General features: G+C 33.4%; 20 protein-coding genes. All 20 read right to left on the bottom strand.

Annotated elements, in window-relative coordinates; translation table 11 throughout:
- Nucleotides 1-53: 53 nt before the first annotated feature.
- Entirely contained in the window at nucleotides 54-1760 is a 1707-nt protein-coding gene (gene recN, locus BVF91_RS02045; protein ID WP_085111878.1) for a DNA repair protein RecN, read from the bottom strand.
- 22 nt (nucleotides 1761-1782) lie between these two features.
- The gene (locus BVF91_RS02040) at nucleotides 1783-2235 is read right to left on the bottom strand and encodes an arginine repressor (protein WP_014758779.1); all 453 of its coding nucleotides are present in this window, start codon (nucleotides 2233-2235) and stop codon (nucleotides 1783-1785) included.
- 15 nt (nucleotides 2236-2250) lie between these two features.
- Nucleotides 2251-3114, bottom strand: coding sequence for an NAD(+)/NADH kinase (locus BVF91_RS02035; RefSeq protein WP_085111877.1), 864 nt, complete (start codon nucleotides 3112-3114; stop codon nucleotides 2251-2253).
- Nucleotides 3115-3181: 67 nt separating this feature from the next.
- Nucleotides 3182-3988 (bottom strand): TlyA family RNA methyltransferase, encoded by an 807-nt coding sequence (locus BVF91_RS02030; RefSeq protein ID WP_085111876.1) that lies wholly within the window; start codon nucleotides 3986-3988, stop codon nucleotides 3182-3184.
- Nucleotides 3985-5838, bottom strand: coding sequence for a 1-deoxy-D-xylulose-5-phosphate synthase (dxs, locus tag BVF91_RS02025; RefSeq protein WP_085111875.1), 1854 nt, complete (start codon nucleotides 5836-5838; stop codon nucleotides 3985-3987). Before dxs ends, BVF91_RS02030 begins: the two co-directional genes overlap by 4 nt.
- A 16-nt stretch (nucleotides 5839-5854) precedes the next feature.
- Nucleotides 5855-6433 carry a hypothetical protein gene (locus BVF91_RS02020; RefSeq protein WP_085111874.1) on the bottom strand — a complete coding sequence of 193 codons (579 nt, stop codon included), beginning with the start codon at nucleotides 6431-6433 and terminating at the stop codon, nucleotides 5855-5857.
- 727 nt (nucleotides 6434-7160) lie between these two features.
- Nucleotides 7161-8042 (bottom strand): polyprenyl synthetase family protein, encoded by an 882-nt coding sequence (locus tag BVF91_RS02015; protein ID WP_085111873.1) that lies wholly within the window; start codon nucleotides 8040-8042, stop codon nucleotides 7161-7163.
- On the bottom strand, nucleotides 8035-8265 hold the full coding sequence (xseB, locus tag BVF91_RS02010; RefSeq protein ID WP_085111872.1) for an exodeoxyribonuclease VII small subunit: 231 nt from the start codon (nucleotides 8263-8265) through the stop codon (nucleotides 8035-8037). Before xseB ends, BVF91_RS02015 begins: the two co-directional genes overlap by 8 nt.
- Complete coding sequence (gene xseA, locus BVF91_RS02005; RefSeq protein ID WP_085111871.1) at nucleotides 8243-9466, bottom strand: exodeoxyribonuclease VII large subunit; 1224 nt, start codon at nucleotides 9464-9466, stop codon at nucleotides 8243-8245. The genes xseB and xseA overlap by 23 nt, the downstream gene beginning before the upstream one ends.
- A complete protein-coding gene (locus tag BVF91_RS02000) occupies nucleotides 9432-10280 on the bottom strand; it encodes a bifunctional 5,10-methylenetetrahydrofolate dehydrogenase/5,10-methenyltetrahydrofolate cyclohydrolase (RefSeq protein WP_085112039.1) in 849 nt (282 codons plus the stop codon). The genes xseA and BVF91_RS02000 overlap by 35 nt, the downstream gene beginning before the upstream one ends.
- Nucleotides 10270-10689, bottom strand: a complete 420-nt coding sequence (nusB, locus tag BVF91_RS01995) for a transcription antitermination factor NusB (protein ID WP_085111870.1) — start codon at nucleotides 10687-10689, stop codon at nucleotides 10270-10272. Before nusB ends, BVF91_RS02000 begins: the two co-directional genes overlap by 11 nt.
- Before the next feature lie 69 nt (nucleotides 10690-10758).
- On the bottom strand, nucleotides 10759-11154 hold the full coding sequence (locus tag BVF91_RS01990) for an Asp23/Gls24 family envelope stress response protein (protein ID WP_013787958.1): 396 nt from the start codon (nucleotides 11152-11154) through the stop codon (nucleotides 10759-10761).
- Nucleotides 11155-11212: 58 nt separating this feature from the next.
- A complete protein-coding gene (locus tag BVF91_RS01985; RefSeq protein ID WP_206198998.1) occupies nucleotides 11213-11770 on the bottom strand; it encodes a SpoIIIAH-like family protein in 558 nt (185 codons plus the stop codon).
- Nucleotides 11771-11788: 18 nt separating this feature from the next.
- A complete protein-coding gene (gene spoIIIAG / locus BVF91_RS01980) occupies nucleotides 11789-12364 on the bottom strand; it encodes a stage III sporulation protein AG (RefSeq protein WP_085111869.1) in 576 nt (191 codons plus the stop codon).
- Between the two features lie 20 nt (nucleotides 12365-12384).
- The gene (gene spoIIIAF / locus BVF91_RS01975; protein WP_085111868.1) at nucleotides 12385-12969 is read right to left on the bottom strand and encodes a stage III sporulation protein AF; all 585 of its coding nucleotides are present in this window, start codon (nucleotides 12967-12969) and stop codon (nucleotides 12385-12387) included.
- A gap of 12 nt (nucleotides 12970-12981) precedes the next feature.
- Nucleotides 12982-14145, bottom strand: coding sequence for a stage III sporulation protein AE (gene spoIIIAE / locus BVF91_RS01970; protein ID WP_085111867.1), 1164 nt, complete (start codon nucleotides 14143-14145; stop codon nucleotides 12982-12984).
- 10 nt (nucleotides 14146-14155) lie between these two features.
- On the bottom strand, nucleotides 14156-14542 hold the full coding sequence (gene spoIIIAD, locus BVF91_RS01965) for a stage III sporulation protein AD (protein ID WP_013787953.1): 387 nt from the start codon (nucleotides 14540-14542) through the stop codon (nucleotides 14156-14158).
- Nucleotides 14543-14571: 29 nt separating this feature from the next.
- Nucleotides 14572-14769: a stage III sporulation protein AC gene (gene spoIIIAC / locus BVF91_RS01960; RefSeq protein ID WP_013787952.1), complete on the bottom strand. Its 198-nt coding sequence runs from the start codon at nucleotides 14767-14769 to the stop codon at nucleotides 14572-14574.
- A gap of 15 nt (nucleotides 14770-14784) precedes the next feature.
- A complete protein-coding gene (gene spoIIIAB, locus BVF91_RS01955) occupies nucleotides 14785-15300 on the bottom strand; it encodes a stage III sporulation protein SpoIIIAB (RefSeq protein ID WP_085111866.1) in 516 nt (171 codons plus the stop codon).
- Nucleotides 15294-15859: AAA ATPase domain-containing protein (locus BVF91_RS01950; protein WP_502688650.1), on the bottom strand; the 566-nt coding region annotated here is incomplete at its 5' end. The genes spoIIIAB and BVF91_RS01950, both read right to left, overlap by 7 nt.

The raw sequence follows: 15859 nt of genomic DNA, 5'->3' as shown, positions 1-15859 counted from the left end.
ATGACTTTTTTTCTAATGGCAAAATAAAAAAAATACGGCTTTAAACCGCATCTTTAAATTAAACTTTTTTTGTAGTTTTCTGCCAAATCAATTAGCTCCTTTGAATGACTGTAAGTAGTGTTTGTAACAACAGAACCACTGATTATTCTCGATAATTCTTTTATTTTTCCTTCATAATCTAATTTTTCAATTTTTATGTAAGTTTTGTCTTTGTCAAATTCCTTTGAAATTTTAAAATGTGAATCAGCCATAGATGTTATTTGAGGGAGATGTGTCACACATATAACCTGGCGATTTCTTGAAATCAAAGCTATTTTCTGTGCCACAGATTGGGCTGCTTTGCCGCTTATTCCTGTATCTACTTCATCAAATATCAATGTAGATATGCCATCAAAGTCGGCCAAAATTGTCTTTAAAGCCAACATAATTCTCGATAGCTCACCGCCAGACGCTATTTTATCAAGCGGCTTTAAAGGTTCACCGATATTAGTTGATATTAAAAACTCCACTTCATCCATACCATTCTCATTTGGTACATCTCTTTTTCTAATATCGACTTTGAAAATTGTATTTGGCATATTTAATTCGCTTAAGACATCACTTATTTTCTTTTCAAGAAAATCTGCTACATTTTTTCTCCTTTTATGTATTTCATCAGAAATCGCTTTAATTTTCTGCATAATTTCTTCTTTTTCTTTGTTTATCTTATATATTTCTTCTTCCGCATTTAATAGCTTTGTAAGTTCATTATTTTTTTCTTCTTTATATCTAATTATTTCTTCAATCGTCCTTCCGTATTTTCTCTTTAAATTCCCCAGTATGTCCAACCTTTTTTCAATTTCATTTAATTCGTCTGCATCAAAATTAATATTCTCAACATAATCTCTGATTTGAATAGAACAATCATCTAATGTATATAAAGCAGTTTGAATCATCTCTTTCAATTTTTCAAGCCTTTTGTCTATTTTATACGATGCATCCAGATTTTTTAATACAGTGCTGAGGTTATCTAAAATCGATGTATTATCATTAACACCTTTATAAAGCAAATTGTAGCATTCATTCATAGAATTAAATAATTTCTCTGAATTGATTAATATGTTTCGCCTTTCAAGTAAATTTTCTTCTTCTCCCTTTTTTATCTTTGCAGATTCTATTTCATTTATCTGATACTTAAGAAGATCTATTTTTGACATCTTCTCTTTGTCATCTGAATAAAATTCCTTTAGCCTTTTATTGAGAATGTTGTATTCAGTTAATAAATCTCTCAACGTGTCTTTTAAATCAAAAAAATTCTTATCTTGAAAATTATCTAAAATTGACAAATGCTTACTGCTATCTAACAGAAATTGATGCTCGTGTTGGCCTAATATGTCAACCAAATACGTTCCCAATTTGCTTAAAAAAGATAAAGGAACTATTCTACCATTAACCCTGCAGTAGTTTCTTCCGTTTTCTGTTATATCTCTGCTAATAACCAGTGTGTCATCATCCTCGTATTCAATGCCTGCTTCATCTAAAATCTTATTTATAACATCAGTGTTTGAATCTACCAAAAAAACACCTTCAACTGTAGCCTTTTGAGCACCATTCCGGATAATATCTTTGTTTGCTCTCCCACCCAGCAAAAGCATCATTGAATCTATAACTATAGATTTACCGGCACCTGTTTCACCAGTAAGAATATTTAAGCCATCGTCAAAATCAATTTCAGCTTCATCGATTAAAGCTATATTTTTTATGTTCAATGCAAGGATCATCGTAATCCCCCTTAAAAAACATTCATTTAATCAATTCATTAATTCTGTCTATAATTTCTTTGACGGCATCTTCTGATCTCACAAGCATAAATATAGTATTATCTCCTGCAAGAGTTCCTACTACCTCATTCCAATTTAATGTATCCAAAGCTTCTGCAGCAGCAGGTGCAGTTCCAGAAAGTGTTTTAATTACTATAGTATTTCCAGCATAATCTATTCCTACTATTCCAGACAGAAGTGCAACCAATTTGTCAGTTACTTTGGTATCTTGATTTTTCATTGGCGCATATTTGTACTTTTTGCCGTCTGCACTCAATACTTTTATGAGCCTTAACTCTTTTATATCCCTGGATACTGTAGCTTGTGTGACTTTTATGCCTTCTTTTTGAAGGGCGTCTGCCAATTCTTCTTGTGTTTCAATTTCATTTTTACTTATTATTTCAAGAATCTTTGCATGTCTTGCTAACTTCATCATCAACAACACTCCTCATTAAATGTTGAAATTCCTCTCTGATAATTTACTGCGCAGAAGTTCGAAAAAGTTCATGCTTTTTAAGCGTATCAAATTAGTGTATCTATTGCTTTTTTTTACATAAATTGTATCACCACTGTTTAGTTTGTAGCCTTGTTGTCCATCTGTTGTTACCATTACATCTTGATTTTCACCTACTATAACAAGCTTCACTTTATCTTTTTCCGATACTATAATAGACCTTGAATGTAGTGTATGAGGACATATAGGCGTTATTACAAACAATTCCAAATTGGGATACACTATCGGTCCACCTGCTGACAAAGAATATGCTGTTGAACCTGTAGGGCTAGATATAATTATCCCATCAGCAAGGTATGTATTAACGTACTGTTCATTCACAAATACTTTTAATTTAACCATTCTGGAAAAAGAGCCCCTTGTTACCACAATGTCATTTAAAGCTATAAGATTAACTGCCTCCATATTCTCTTTGATTATACTTGCTTCCAACATCATCCTTTTGTCTATGAAAAATTCATTGTTGACAATTTTTTCTACTGCTTCAACTACATTTTCAGCATCAACTTCCGCTAAAAAACCTAAGTGTCCCAAATTTACTCCAAGGATAGGTGTAGAAAAAGATGCACATTGTCTGGCAACGTTTAAAATTGTCCCATCTCCCCCTAATGCCACAATAAAATCACTTTTTTCAAAAATCTCTGTTCCACTTTTGCCATATTCGGAAAAGCCGATTTTCTGTGCGACAATCTCGTTTAATATTGGTGTATATCCATGTTGGATAATCCACTCCACTAAACTTCTCGTAGTCCTTAAATTTTTGTCCTTATGAATATTCGGCATAACACAAATGTTTTTCATTTAATCACCACATAATCAGTATCATAAATTCATAATTCTACAAAACTTTTTATTTTCCTTCTTTATTCTACTTTTTATTTTCATTAAGAGTATTGTGAGACAGTTCTACTAATCCTTCTACATCAAGATCAGAGTCCACATCTTTTTCATTTTTTGCATAAATCAGATACTCTATATTACCTTCTGGTCCTTTTATAGGCGAAAAAGTAATACCTTTTACGCTAAATGATAGATCTTTTAAAACATCTATTATTTTATTTATGACTTCTACATGGACACTTTTATCTCTTACAACCCCATTTTTCCCAACTTTCTCTCTTCCAGCCTCAAATTGTGGTTTTATAAGCGATACTAATTCTCCACCATTTTTTAGAAATTTTTTTACAGATGGTATAACTATCCCAAGCGATATAAATGACACATCTATTGTAATTATATCGATAATATCCGGTAAATTATCAAGATAACGAATATTTGTTCTTTCCATATTTATGACTCTTTCATCGTTTCTTAAGCTCCAATCAAGCTGACCATACCCTACATCTATAGCATAAACTTTTTTTGCCCCATTTTTTAGAAGGCAATCTGTAAATCCGCCAGTCGATGCGCCCACATCCATTGCTATTTTGTCTTTCACATCAATATTAAAGTATTTGATTGCCTTTTCCAGTTTCAAACCGCCTCGACTTACGTAAGGGTTGCTTTTCCCTTTTATTTCTAAACTCGAATAAATGCTTATAATATCCCCAGCTTTATTTATCTTTTTCCCATCTGCAAAAACCTCTCCTGCCATTATAGAAGCTTTAGCTTTTTCTCTTGATGTGAAAAAGCCTTTTTGTACCAATAATAAATCTGCTCTTTCTTTATCTTTCATGACATCACCAATTCTATTATTTTTTCTGCCACAGAATCGCTGTCTAATCCATATTTTTTAAATAAACTTTCTACATCGCCATGTTCTATGAATTTGTCAGGAAATCCAAATCTGTAGAAATTCTTGCGTATATTATTTTCATTTAATAACTCCAATATTGCGCTTCCAACACCACCTATAAGCACATTGTCTTCCAATGTAAATATGTAATCAACTTTTTTCGAAATTGTTATAATCGTGTTTATATCTAAAGGCTTAGCAAATCTTAAATTCACTATATAAGGGTTTATGGAATTATTTTTAAGCCTTAAAGACGCACTTAATGCAATTTTAACCATCCTGCCGAGAGCAAAAATCGCTACGTTAGAGCCAACATTAACGACTTCAGCTTCTCCCAATGTAAAATTAGGTTCTTTATTGATATCATAATTTTCAGCTTTTCCTTTTGGGTATCTTATTGCGCAAGGTCCTTTTATCAAGCTGGATAATTTCGTCATCTCAACCAATTCATCTGCATCTTTAGGAGCCATAACTGTCATGTTTGGTATCATTCTCAAGTACGAAATATCAAAAACACCTTGGTGTGTTTCACCATCTTCTCCCACAAGGCCAGCTCTATCTACCGCTAAAACAACTGGAAGATTTTGAATACATATATCGTGTATTACTTGGTCAAATGCTCTTTGCAAAAAAGTCGAATACACCGCAAAATAAGGCTTATATCCATTTACTGCCATACCAGCAGCAAAAGTCGCAGCATGTTGCTCGGCAATGCCTACATCATAAAATCTATTTGGGAACTTTTCAGCAAAGTAATTTAATCCTGTCCCATCCGGCATTGCAGCAGTTATTGCAACTATCTTTTTATTATTTTCAGCCAAATGAGTCAATGTTTTACCAAACACATCCGAATACGTGTCGGCGTTTTTCTTAAACTCTCCTGTTCCTATATCAAAAATTCCAGCGGAATGAAATTTATCCGGACTATCTTCTGCAAATACATATCCCTTTCCCTTTTTCGTTATCACATGAATTAAAATAGGTCCATTCATTTTTTTTGCTCTTTTTAATACATCAATTAAGGAATCCAGATCATGACCGTCAATTGGTCCTAAATATGTAAAGCCCATTTCCTCAAAAAACATCCCAGGCACAACCAGTTGTTTGATGGAATCCTTTATTTTTTCGATTGACTTATGGATGCTTTTCCCAATAGGTGGTATTATGTTTAAGATATTCTCTAAATCTTTTTTTAACCTAAAATAACTTGGATCTGTTCTTAACCTACTTAAATAAAGTGAAAGGCTCCCCACGTTTTTTGATATAGACATCTCGTTGTGATTTAATATTACTATGAGATTTGTCTTAGATCTGCCTGCATCATTTAAAGCTTCAAAAGCCATTCCTCCAGTAAGCGCCCCATCACCTATCACAGAAATTACTGAATATTTCTCATTATTTAGATCTCTCGCTTTTGCAATCCCTAAGGCAGCAGATATGGATGTACTGCTATGCCCCGTTTCGAAGATGTCGTGCACGCTTTCATTTCTCTTGGGAAATCCCGACAATCCACCAAATTTTCTCAATGTATCAAAGAGGTCTCGTCTTCCTGTTAATATCTTGTGCACATAGCTTTGATGTCCTACGTCCCAAATAATCTTGTCCTTAGGTGATTCAAAAACATAGTGAAGTGCAATAGTCAATTCAACTACTCCAAGATTTGACGCTAAATGCCCACCTGTCTTAGAAATATGGTTTATTAAAAAACTACGTATCTCACTTGAAAGCTCTTCTAACTCAATTAAACTGCATTTTTTTATATCATTAGGCGTAGAAATTTTTTCGAGCACAGTGCTCACTCACTTTCTATTTTCTAGTTTTCTTAGAATTGGATGGGAAAAATTCTATACCTGTGTTTTTTTCAAGCCAAGCCAAAAGTATGCCAACGGCAAAAATGATCGATTGACTTTTATACATTCCTAAATTTTTCCCTAAAGATTTACCACCAATTGTAACTGCTGATAGTATCCCTCCAAAAACTGTCGCATAAATAGTGCTTTTAGTGCTGGAAATTGACAACTTAGCAATTATACTACTTAATGCAGCACCAGATACTATTCCACTTATATCACCAATTATATCGTTGCAAATATTCGTAACGATATTCGCATTTCGTATCAATTTAATCGATTGCTTAGCTCCAAAAACCTTATTTGATGCCATGGAGTGAAAAGGTTCTTCCGATCCTGTTGCAACAGCTATGCCAATTATGTCAGATAAAACTCCTATCAATACTATAACTAACAATACAAAAAAAGCAATTATTATATTGCTTTTTTTTAACAGAACATCCGATGAAAAATTCAATATCACAGCAAAAATAAAGCTAAAAATGAAGGCATTTATAGTCCACTTGTAATTTATATTAAACTTTTTAGATTTCATTAATAAAATCCTCCTATGTACTTGAAGTGGTAGCATATTGAGTAAATTTTGTGGCTTAGGTCCAGCAGGGTTTCCCCTTCAGGCACCAACTGTCGCCATTTGGCGGTTTCCCTTTAAGCCTGAATCTACTTTGTCGCCAAAAGTATGACTGGATTACCACTTAGTCCACACTGTAATCCTCAATATGCCTCCTTCGAGCAGCCTAGGAGCTTTCCTCGACGGTTTGTTAATTCCTATCCTCTTTTGCAACTAAGGTTTCATCAGCAATAGCTTTAACTTAAGAGCTCATTAAGTTAAAGTTCAGTCTGATAGCCACCTTAATCACTCAAGGCAGGCTACACTACCCACAGCTTTATTACCGCATGGTAGGTTCACCCTATGCCGTAGCACATTATGCCACGGGAATAGGTCTCCACGAAAAGGGGGTCAATGCCCACATGCCATTGCAGGTTGCCCCTCTTTTCTTAACTCCCAGCACAAGCCCTCGATTGGGCATCAAAAGCCAGCACCAGGAACTTCATCGATATGCCTTTAACGGATTTTTAGGCCCGTCTTCGGAATTAACAATACCGACTAGGATACTGCACCACTTCATGTCGATATTGATTATAGCATTTTTATGTATTTGTATCAAATATAATAATTGTTCAAGTTTTGTTGCTAAGGGCTAAATGTATTGCATAATAACATGCTGCACATGTTAATTTAATCTATGCTGTCTTATGCTCTAACTATCTCTCTCTGCCATGTATTTGGTAAGACTTTTTAGAAATTCGCCTTTTTCTCCAAAGCCGTCTAATATATTAATTGCTTTTTCAGTCAACTCATTTACAAGATCTACAGAACGTTGTAATCCCAGTACGCTTACAAACGTGGATTTTCCATTCACCATATCACTGCCAATATCTTTCCCGAGTTTAGCTTCATCTCCTTGAACATCTAAAATATCATCTTTTACCTGAAATGCAAATCCTAAATATTCTGCGTAACTGCTTAATTTTTTTAAAGTATCATCATCTGCACCACCCATTATCGCTCCCGCCAAAATCGAGGCTTTTATTAAAGCACCTGTTTTATGGTCATGCATGAATTTCAACTCATCTACGCCTATTTCTTTATTTTCTGACAATAAATCTACAACTTGCCCTGCTATCATTCCACGGCATCCTGCCGCACGAGCGATTTCGTCGGCAGCCTTCAAAATGTTTTGACTTTTACTTGAATTCAATGCTTGTTGAATCAGCACTTCAAATCCATAATTTAGTAAAGCATCACCGGCAAGAATCGCAATCGCTTCACCATAAACTTTGTGATTTGTAGGTTTTCCACGCCTTAAATCATCATTGTCCATTGCAGGCAAATCATCGTGAATTAGCGAATATGTATGTATAAATTCTATTGCACACGCAACTGCCAGTGCATCTTCTTTATTCCCGCCAACTAATTCGCAAGCAGATATGCAAAGTACAGGTCGAAGCCTTTTGCCACCAGCAAAGACACTGTACCTCATAGCTTCAAACAAGACTTCTGGCCTATCAGTTAATGATAAAAATTCATTTAACCCTTTATTAATATATTCTATCTTTTCTCTAAGAATGTCATCAAACATCTTTGTCCTCCTCAAAATTAAATGGTATTTCTTCATTTTCGTTAATGAGCATTGTTATTTTACCTTCAATATCGTTTAGCGCTTTATTCAATTTTTGGGATAATTCAAGACCTTCTTTGAATAGTTTAAAAGATTCTTCTAAAGGCAGATTGCCATCCTCTAATTTTTTTACAATATCATCTAACTTGTCCATACTTTCTTCAAAGTCCATATTTTCGCTCATATCTCATCACCTCATTAACAGTACAAAGTGCTTCGCCATCTTCAAACAAAAGGTGTATTTTATCATCTGATGAAATATCATTAGCCTTTGTAACTAAATTGATTTTGTCTTTATCCATCGTCATCGTATATCCGCGCTTTAAAACATTTAGTGGGCTTAAAGCATTTAATTTCTCTACAAGATTTATATACTTATGCTTTTTGTCTTTCAGTATTTTGTAGATACTATCCTCCATAATTCTCTTTAGAGTATTTAAACGTTCTTTCATCTGCCTATTTTTGATAATCGGGTTTTTTCCTATTAAAAGCTTTTTCAGATTATCAAGACGATGCCTCTTTTTATCAATTATTGACAACATATAGCGATATAAACTTCTTTTATAGTTTTTAATTTTTTCGTTGTAAAAATTAACATCAGTTACTGCCAATTCTGCTGCTGCAGATGGCGTTGGCGCTCTTAAATCTGCAACAAAGTCAGCTATCGTAAAGTCAGTCTCATGTCCTACAGCAGATATTATGGGTATCTTGGAGTTATAAATGGCTCTTGCTACTATTTCCTCATTAAATGGGTAGAGATCTTCAAATGACCCGCCGCCTCTACCTAAAATAATCAAATCAACATCACTTCTTTTATTGACCTTTATAATGGCATCTACGATTTCTGACGAAGCTTTATTCCCCTGAACTAATATCGGAACAACCATAATATCTATCGACGGTTTCCTTCTTCTTAAAATATTTATAATATCGTGAACAGCCGCACCTGAAGGGGATGTAATCACTGCAATTTTTTTAGGATTTTGGGGAAGATTCTTTTTCCTATCTAAATCAAATAAACCTTCACTTTTAAGCTTTTGCTTTAATCTCTCAAAAGATAAAAAAAGAGAACCTAATCCCTCAACTTCAATATTAAAAACATGCAATTGAAACGAACTGCTTTTCTCATAAACGTAGACTTTACCTGTTACAATTACAGACATTCCATTTTTTATTTCTACATTTATGTCATCAATATAATCTTCAAAAACAACGCATTTTAAAGAGGAATATTCATCAACTAATGTAAAATACAGTGCTTGTCCTCTAAAATACAAATTTGATATTTCGCCTTTTACCATTACATGTTTTAATATTATGTCACCTGTAACTATGTTTTTTAAATAATCATTAACTTGTTTTACCGTTAGAGTTTTTAATAACATTTTTGTATGCCTCCAATGTATTTGACAAAACTATAGATGTCGTTACAGGGCCAACTCCACCAGGAACCGGTGTTATATAGCTGCATGAACCCTCTACACTTTGAAAATCACAGTCGCCATAAATTTTCCCATTGTATTCATTTATCCCAGCATCAATTAACACAACGCCATTTTTTATCATATCCCCATTTACAAGATTTCTCTTCCCTACTGCTAATACTAACACATCTGCTGTTTTAGTATACTCCTCTAAATTCAATGTTTTTGAATGGCATTGAGTAACCGTCATGTCAAGATCCAGCATCAATTTAGCAACCGGTTTTCCCAATATATTGCTTCTTCCAACGACAACAGCATGTTTTCCGGTGTACTCAATATCCAAACTTTTCAAAATCGTCAGGATAGCATAAGGTGTGCATGGCAAATAAAGAGGATTACCCGAAAATAAGCGTCCCATGTTGTATGTCGATATGCAATCTACATCTTTTATAGGATTAATGAGATCATAAATTCTTTGTGCATCATACGATTTTGGAAGAGGCATTTCTATCATTATACCATGAATGCTATCATCTGTATTTAACTCATCTAATTTCTTTAAAAATTTATCTTCTTCATCATTGGTAAAGAAATACGTATAAGCATCAATACCTACATTTGCACAAGCTTTAATTTTAGTATTCGCGTATATCAATGAAGCTTCATCATTTCCAGCAACGAGAATCGCAAGTTTTGGATGGTAATTTTTTTCAAATATCTCAGACTTTACTTTTTCTCTTATTGATTTCGCAATATTTCTGCCATCAATCACCATTTGCATCACCGCTAATAATATCCCTTACTAAATTTCCCAAAATTCCGTTTATAAAAGCCGGCGATTTCTCAGTGCTGTACTTCTTAGCGATTTCCACTGCTTCATTAATAGAAACACTGCTTGGTATATCAGTAGAATACAGTATTTCATAGAAACTGCACCGCATTATTGCTAAATCAATTTTTGCTATTCTATTAATATCCCAATTTTTAAGATATTTTTTAATTTTTTCATCAATATTATCAACATTTTTAATTACTCCAAAAAACGTATTTTCTATATAGTCTTTCTCATCCTCTGGATCATTGTCTTCAAGGAATTTATCAAAAATTTTTTGTGGCTCCAACTTCGATATATCGTATTGATATAATAGTTTTACTAACCATTCTCGAGCTTGCGTTCTGTTCACATTTTTCAACTCCTCTAATCGTAATTTTACCCATTAAAATTAACCCTCTGCATTAAGAGGGTTTAAATATCATTTATTTTCTTTTGGAGGCTCTTTGGATTTTTGTTCTTTTTCCATGTTTACTCCTTGAATATGTATGTTTACTTCTACAACTTTAAGTCCTGTCATTGTTTCTATTGCCTTCTTAACATTTTCTTGAACATTCCAAGCTATTTCAGGTATTCTAACACCATAGTCAACTACGATGTACAAATCAATGGCCGCTTCTTTTTCACCAACTTGTACCTTCACACCTTTTGACAAATTCTTCCGTCCTAACATTTCAGTTATTCCATTGACAACTCCACCGCTCATTCCTGCAACACCAGGAACTTCTGTAGCAGCTAACCCAGCTATAACAGCAACAACATCATCTGATATTTTAATCGTTCCAAATTCAAGTTCTTGGCTTATATTTTCCTCCATAATAACACTTCCTTTCAATAGATATTATATCAGACAATCAAATATTTTACAATTATGACTAATTCATTCTATTCATTATTTTTATGTTGTCAAGAGGAAAACCTGTTTGTTGAGATACAACATCTTGTATTTTTGCAACTTCCTGTGCCGATAATTTATCAGCTTGCACTATCACATTTGCAGTATTGTTGTCAATCAAAACTATGGCGTCTTGAAATCCCTTTGCTTTGATCAAATTCTCTAATATCAATTCCTTCTGATTCGTCTCTGTCAACTTGATAATCTGTTTTTGAGCTTCATCCCGCGTTTCCTGGCTTGTATTCTTGTTATTTACTATCTCTTGTAAAGCTTCTAAACTACGGCTTCTGTTAATATCCCTGTCCTGTCTATATGAAGCAAATAAACCACTGGACAATGCTGTTGTCGCTTCGGATTGCTCATTAGCTGATGAAGAACTAGAAACCTTGCTATTGTCTATCAATTGTGAATTTAAGCTATTTTTGCTTGAAGTATTTTTATTAATTCCGTTTTGATAATTATAATTGATTACAAAAGCTATCGCTATAAGCAAGACCAATGATGCTATTGCTATAGATTTTTTCTTTAAATACATCATAATAGACCCTCCTAAATTTTATTTTGAAGATACGACTTTAACTTTATATGCGGGAATGCCCAATGCTGTCTCAACAGCCGTCATAAGTTCATATTGAACATTTGGATCTTTTGCGCCATCAGCGACGACGACAACACCCCTTACCTCAGGCATTACTTTTTTTAATATCATAGGTTGATTTTCTCCACTGGTATTTTGTGAAGTAACAATTTTGTTATCCGTCTCACTTTGAATGGTTGTCCTCGTGCCTCCATTGCTGTCCTTTTCGTTGGTGGTAGTTTCTGATTGTACTGTATCCATAGCTGCTACTATTTCTTCATCAGAGTCCAAAGTGACAAGCACATCTACATTGCCAGCTCCATGAATTCTGGATAGTATTTCCTTTAATTCAGATTCCAATTTACTTGCATAATCATCATTTGTGATTTGCGTTTCAACCATTTGTTTATCTGAACTTTTATTTGTTGGTTTAGGCTTAAAAAAGATGCTGGCCCCAATCAAAATAATCAAACCAATAATGAAAATTACAGTCAAATCTTGTATAGTCTTATTATCAGCTTTTAAAATTTTTTGCTTTAGTTTATTAAAATCCACAATTTTATCCCCCTTTCATTTTATCTTTCCTCTATAGTTATATTCTTTAATGGTACATTATAGAATTTACTTAAATCGTTTTTGATGTTATCAATCTTACTCGTCTTTTCATTTGCTTTACTCACTTCAATTGAAATATTTCCGCTGCCGTTTGATGTTTCATTTTTGTCATTAAAAATTGTTATCTTGATTTCTTTTACTATTCCAAATCTCTTATCATTTAAATCGTCAATTATTGATGATTCCACCTCTACATCAGAGGCACTTACCATAGATAATATTCTCTCTTTTATCTGATCATTTAGCCTTTTTTTATACTCATCGACTATAAGCTTATTTCTTTCCACCTCCGCTTGCTTAGTCATTCCACTTATGTCTACATTGTTATAGTTATACTCTTTTTCTAAAGCACTATTTATGTTGATACCGCTTTTAATAAATCCTAATACTGGATTTATGATTGCGATCATGATTGTCAGACCTATTACTACCTTTACGTATTTTTTCATGCTTGACGATGGTATTAAAAGTTCAAATATTATAGCCAATATTGAAATATACGCTATTTGAATTATCCATCTTTTTACTTCATCCAAGAAATTCATCCCCTTTGTAACCTATCTCATCATGACGCTGATACTTGATGCGTTAATTACGGCTGTTATGGCTAAAAACATCATTACGGTTACAGATACTAATGCAGCAAACACATATGCAACAGATGTTGAAATATCAGACAAAAAATCAACTATTTTTTTGTCAGCAATGGGCTCTACGACTGCGGCAGAAAGTTTGTATATAATCATTACTGAAAATATCTTTATGATTGGTACTATAGCCATTAAAATTATAGCTATCAATCCAAAAGTGCTTATTGCACCCTTTATTAGAAGCGATGCACTCATAATTGTATCTATGCTATCAGATAATATGCTACCTACAACTGGCAGAAATGTTCCTACTGCGTATTTAGTTGTTCGCGAAATTACCCCATCCGCTAATGATGATGTAATGCCTTGAATAGTTAAAACACCTATAAAAATGCTTAGTAATATTGAAATTGACGCTGTACAAATTGTTTTAAATAAATCTGCAAGTTTGTTTAAAGTAAATTTATCAGAAATTCGGCTTATTATCCTAATTGCCGTCATAAATAAAATTGCAGGAAGAATAAAATCTCTTATTTCTTTGGCTGTAAATTCGACAACCATTACCAATGCTGGCTGAAAAAAGGAAGCAGATACAAAAGCACCAACCGAAGCCAACATGGTAATCAAAACCGGCAATATTGCTTGCATAAAATTGACCATACTATCTATCGCATCTTTTCCAATATTTAAAACGCTCATAAAGCTTTTAATCGCAACTATAACTAAGACAATGTAGACAGCTATATGGGCTACTTGGCTTATGCCTCCATTTTCAAACGAATTTTCTAAATTAGTTAGTACAGCACCGATAATCGATAATAGGATAAGCTGTACTAAAATTTCAACGGATGCTTTGACTTCATTGAAAAAAATATTTAGTACACCATTGACAATGTTTTTAACGCTAAATGTCTCCTTTCCATTTAAAAGATTGTACAAATATGTTTTAACGTCTGTTATTTGAAACGCATTGCCATTCTTCTCATTTATTCCCTTGATCAATGAGTCAATTTGACTTGTATCTGCATTGCTTATTTGGCTGTATAAATCGTCTTTTGTGTCAGCGTAAATCTTTATTGGAAACATTGATATTGTCATTAATATGAAAATTAAACATAAAGCTTTTCTCATGTTTATCACCTCACGGCAGTATGGAGACAATAGTGTCCACCAATGCTATAATAATTGGAAGAGACAAAAAAATGATTATTATTTTCCCTGCTAATTCGATCTTTGTAGCTATATTTTTTTCATCTGCATCATTTGAAATCTGTACTCCTAATTCTGCAATATATGCGACTCCTATTATTTTAAGAATTGTTTTTACGTAAATGCTGTTTATGCCGCTTTTGTCTGCAATTGTATTTAAAACCGTTATTATATTGCTGATTTTTGGGACTATGATAAAAAATATAAGTATGCTGGCTGATAAACTTATTATGATCGCCACATCTTCAAAATTCTCTCTAAACAGTGAAAGGATTATTACACATATGATACCAATTGCTACAATCTGAATGATTTCCATAAAAGATTTCCTTTCGTTTGTTAATATATTCAATACAACTGAAATATTGTTTTTACGGCAGTAAATAGATTGTTGATCATTGTAATTACCATCATCAACACAACTACTACTCCTGCTAATGTAACCATCATGGCTTGTTCCTCTCTCCCAGACCTTATAAGAATTTGATTAAGAACGGTAACTAAGATTCCGATTGCAGCAATTTTAAAAATTATATCTATGCTCAAAATCACTACCTCCCTCTATAGAAATATGATAACTACAGCAATTCCTATCAATATGCCAAGGCTCTTATACAATCTTTCATTTTTTCTGCTTGACTCCTCAGCGTCAATAAGCTGTTTTTTTAATAACTCAGAAGCCAATTTAAAATTCTTTTCTTGATTATATATATCTGAATTCCCGAGGCCATTGCCGAACGATTTTAGTATTTTTATGTCATCTTGACTTAAATTTATATTTTCAACTTTATTAAGGGCAATTTCCCACGCTTCACCAGCCGTATACCCTTCATTAGAATTTAAAATTTGAGATACTAATAAAAAAAATCTTCCTACGCCTGATTCTGATGTTTCAGACAATTTAGCAAATGCTTCAGACAATGTTACTTGGCTGTAGGTTATTTCAGTTATGAGTAAGTTTAGGCTGGATAAAAAAGACCTTAACGTTTGTCGTCTTAATGTATATTTAAGTGATTTCATATAACCTATCATAGCAGAGGAAATTAAAACTAAAACCATTCCAACGATCTTCAGCATATTGTCTTACATTCCTTTCTATAAGGGCCTTTAAAAATCGTATTAAAATCTCTGTCAAGAATGGCTTCTATAGTGCCTGCTCCTAATTTACGGCTTAAAATCACATACCTATCAAATTCTCTATTATTTAACATTTCATCAATGTACTTTTTCCTCGCTACATCTTCTACGTCATTTCCATGGACTGTCGTAATTATACTTACTCCTGCATTAAGTGCTTCGTGAATAGATGCTATATCTTCAACTTTACCTATTTCGTCAGTTATTATGACTTTTGGTGACATAGATCTTATCATCATTAAAATGCCAATATGCTTTGGACATAAATCCAATACATCCGTTCGGTATCCTACATCGTTTTGCGGAATGCCTTTAAAACATGCAGCTATTTCTGATCTTTCATCTACAATTGATACTTTCTCTCCACGAAAATTCAATTCAGGCATTCCATTGCTAATATTGCGAGCTATATCTCTTATAAGTGTTGTTTTGCCGCATTGTGGAGGCGAAATTATCAACGTATTATTCACTACGTCTGGATATTTTACAATGTACCTCA

Source organism: Thermoanaerobacterium sp. PSU-2, from assembly GCF_002102475.1.
In the GTDB taxonomy this organism is placed as follows: Bacteria; Bacillota; Thermoanaerobacteria; order Thermoanaerobacterales; family Thermoanaerobacteraceae; genus Thermoanaerobacterium.
Note: the sequence above shows the minus strand (reverse complement) of the source record. Positions and strands in the feature narration are given on the sequence as shown.

What these genes read in the sequence shown, in the direction of transcription:
- recN (WP_085111878.1), bottom strand. Translation starts at nt 1,760, where the DNA reads ATGATCCTTGCATTGAACATAAAAAATATAGCTTTAATCGATGAAGCT.
- BVF91_RS02040 (WP_014758779.1), bottom strand. Translation starts at nt 2,235, where the DNA reads ATGATGAAGTTAGCAAGACATGCAAAGATTCTTGAAATAATAAGTAAA.
- BVF91_RS02035 (WP_085111877.1), bottom strand. Translation starts at nt 3,114, where the DNA reads ATGAAAAACATTTGTGTTATGCCGAATATTCATAAGGACAAAAATTTA.
- BVF91_RS02030 (WP_085111876.1), bottom strand. Translation starts at nt 3,988, where the DNA reads ATGAAAGATAAAGAAAGAGCAGATTTATTATTGGTACAAAAAGGCTTT.
- BVF91_RS02020 (WP_085111874.1), bottom strand. Translation starts at nt 6,433, where the DNA reads ATGAAATCTAAAAAGTTTAATATAAATTACAAGTGGACTATAAATGCC.
- BVF91_RS02015 (WP_085111873.1), bottom strand. Translation starts at nt 8,042, where the DNA reads ATGTTTGATGACATTCTTAGAGAAAAGATAGAATATATTAATAAAGGG.
- xseB (WP_085111872.1), bottom strand. Translation starts at nt 8,265, where the DNA reads ATGAGCGAAAATATGGACTTTGAAGAAAGTATGGACAAGTTAGATGAT.
- xseA (WP_085111871.1), bottom strand. Translation starts at nt 9,466, where the DNA reads ATGTTATTAAAAACTCTAACGGTAAAACAAGTTAATGATTATTTAAAA.
- BVF91_RS02000 (WP_085112039.1), bottom strand. Translation starts at nt 10,280, where the DNA reads ATGGTGATTGATGGCAGAAATATTGCGAAATCAATAAGAGAAAAAGTA.
- BVF91_RS01990 (WP_013787958.1), bottom strand. Translation starts at nt 11,154, where the DNA reads ATGGAGGAAAATATAAGCCAAGAACTTGAATTTGGAACGATTAAAATA.
- BVF91_RS01985 (WP_206198998.1), bottom strand. Translation starts at nt 11,770, where the DNA reads ATGATGTATTTAAAGAAAAAATCTATAGCAATAGCATCATTGGTCTTG.
- spoIIIAF (WP_085111868.1), bottom strand. Translation starts at nt 12,969, where the DNA reads ATGAATTTCTTGGATGAAGTAAAAAGATGGATAATTCAAATAGCGTAT.
- spoIIIAE (WP_085111867.1), bottom strand. Translation starts at nt 14,145, where the DNA reads ATGAGAAAAGCTTTATGTTTAATTTTCATATTAATGACAATATCAATG.
- spoIIIAD (WP_013787953.1), bottom strand. Translation starts at nt 14,542, where the DNA reads ATGGAAATCATTCAGATTGTAGCAATTGGTATCATATGTGTAATAATC.
- spoIIIAB (WP_085111866.1), bottom strand. Translation starts at nt 15,300, where the DNA reads ATGCTGAAGATCGTTGGAATGGTTTTAGTTTTAATTTCCTCTGCTATG.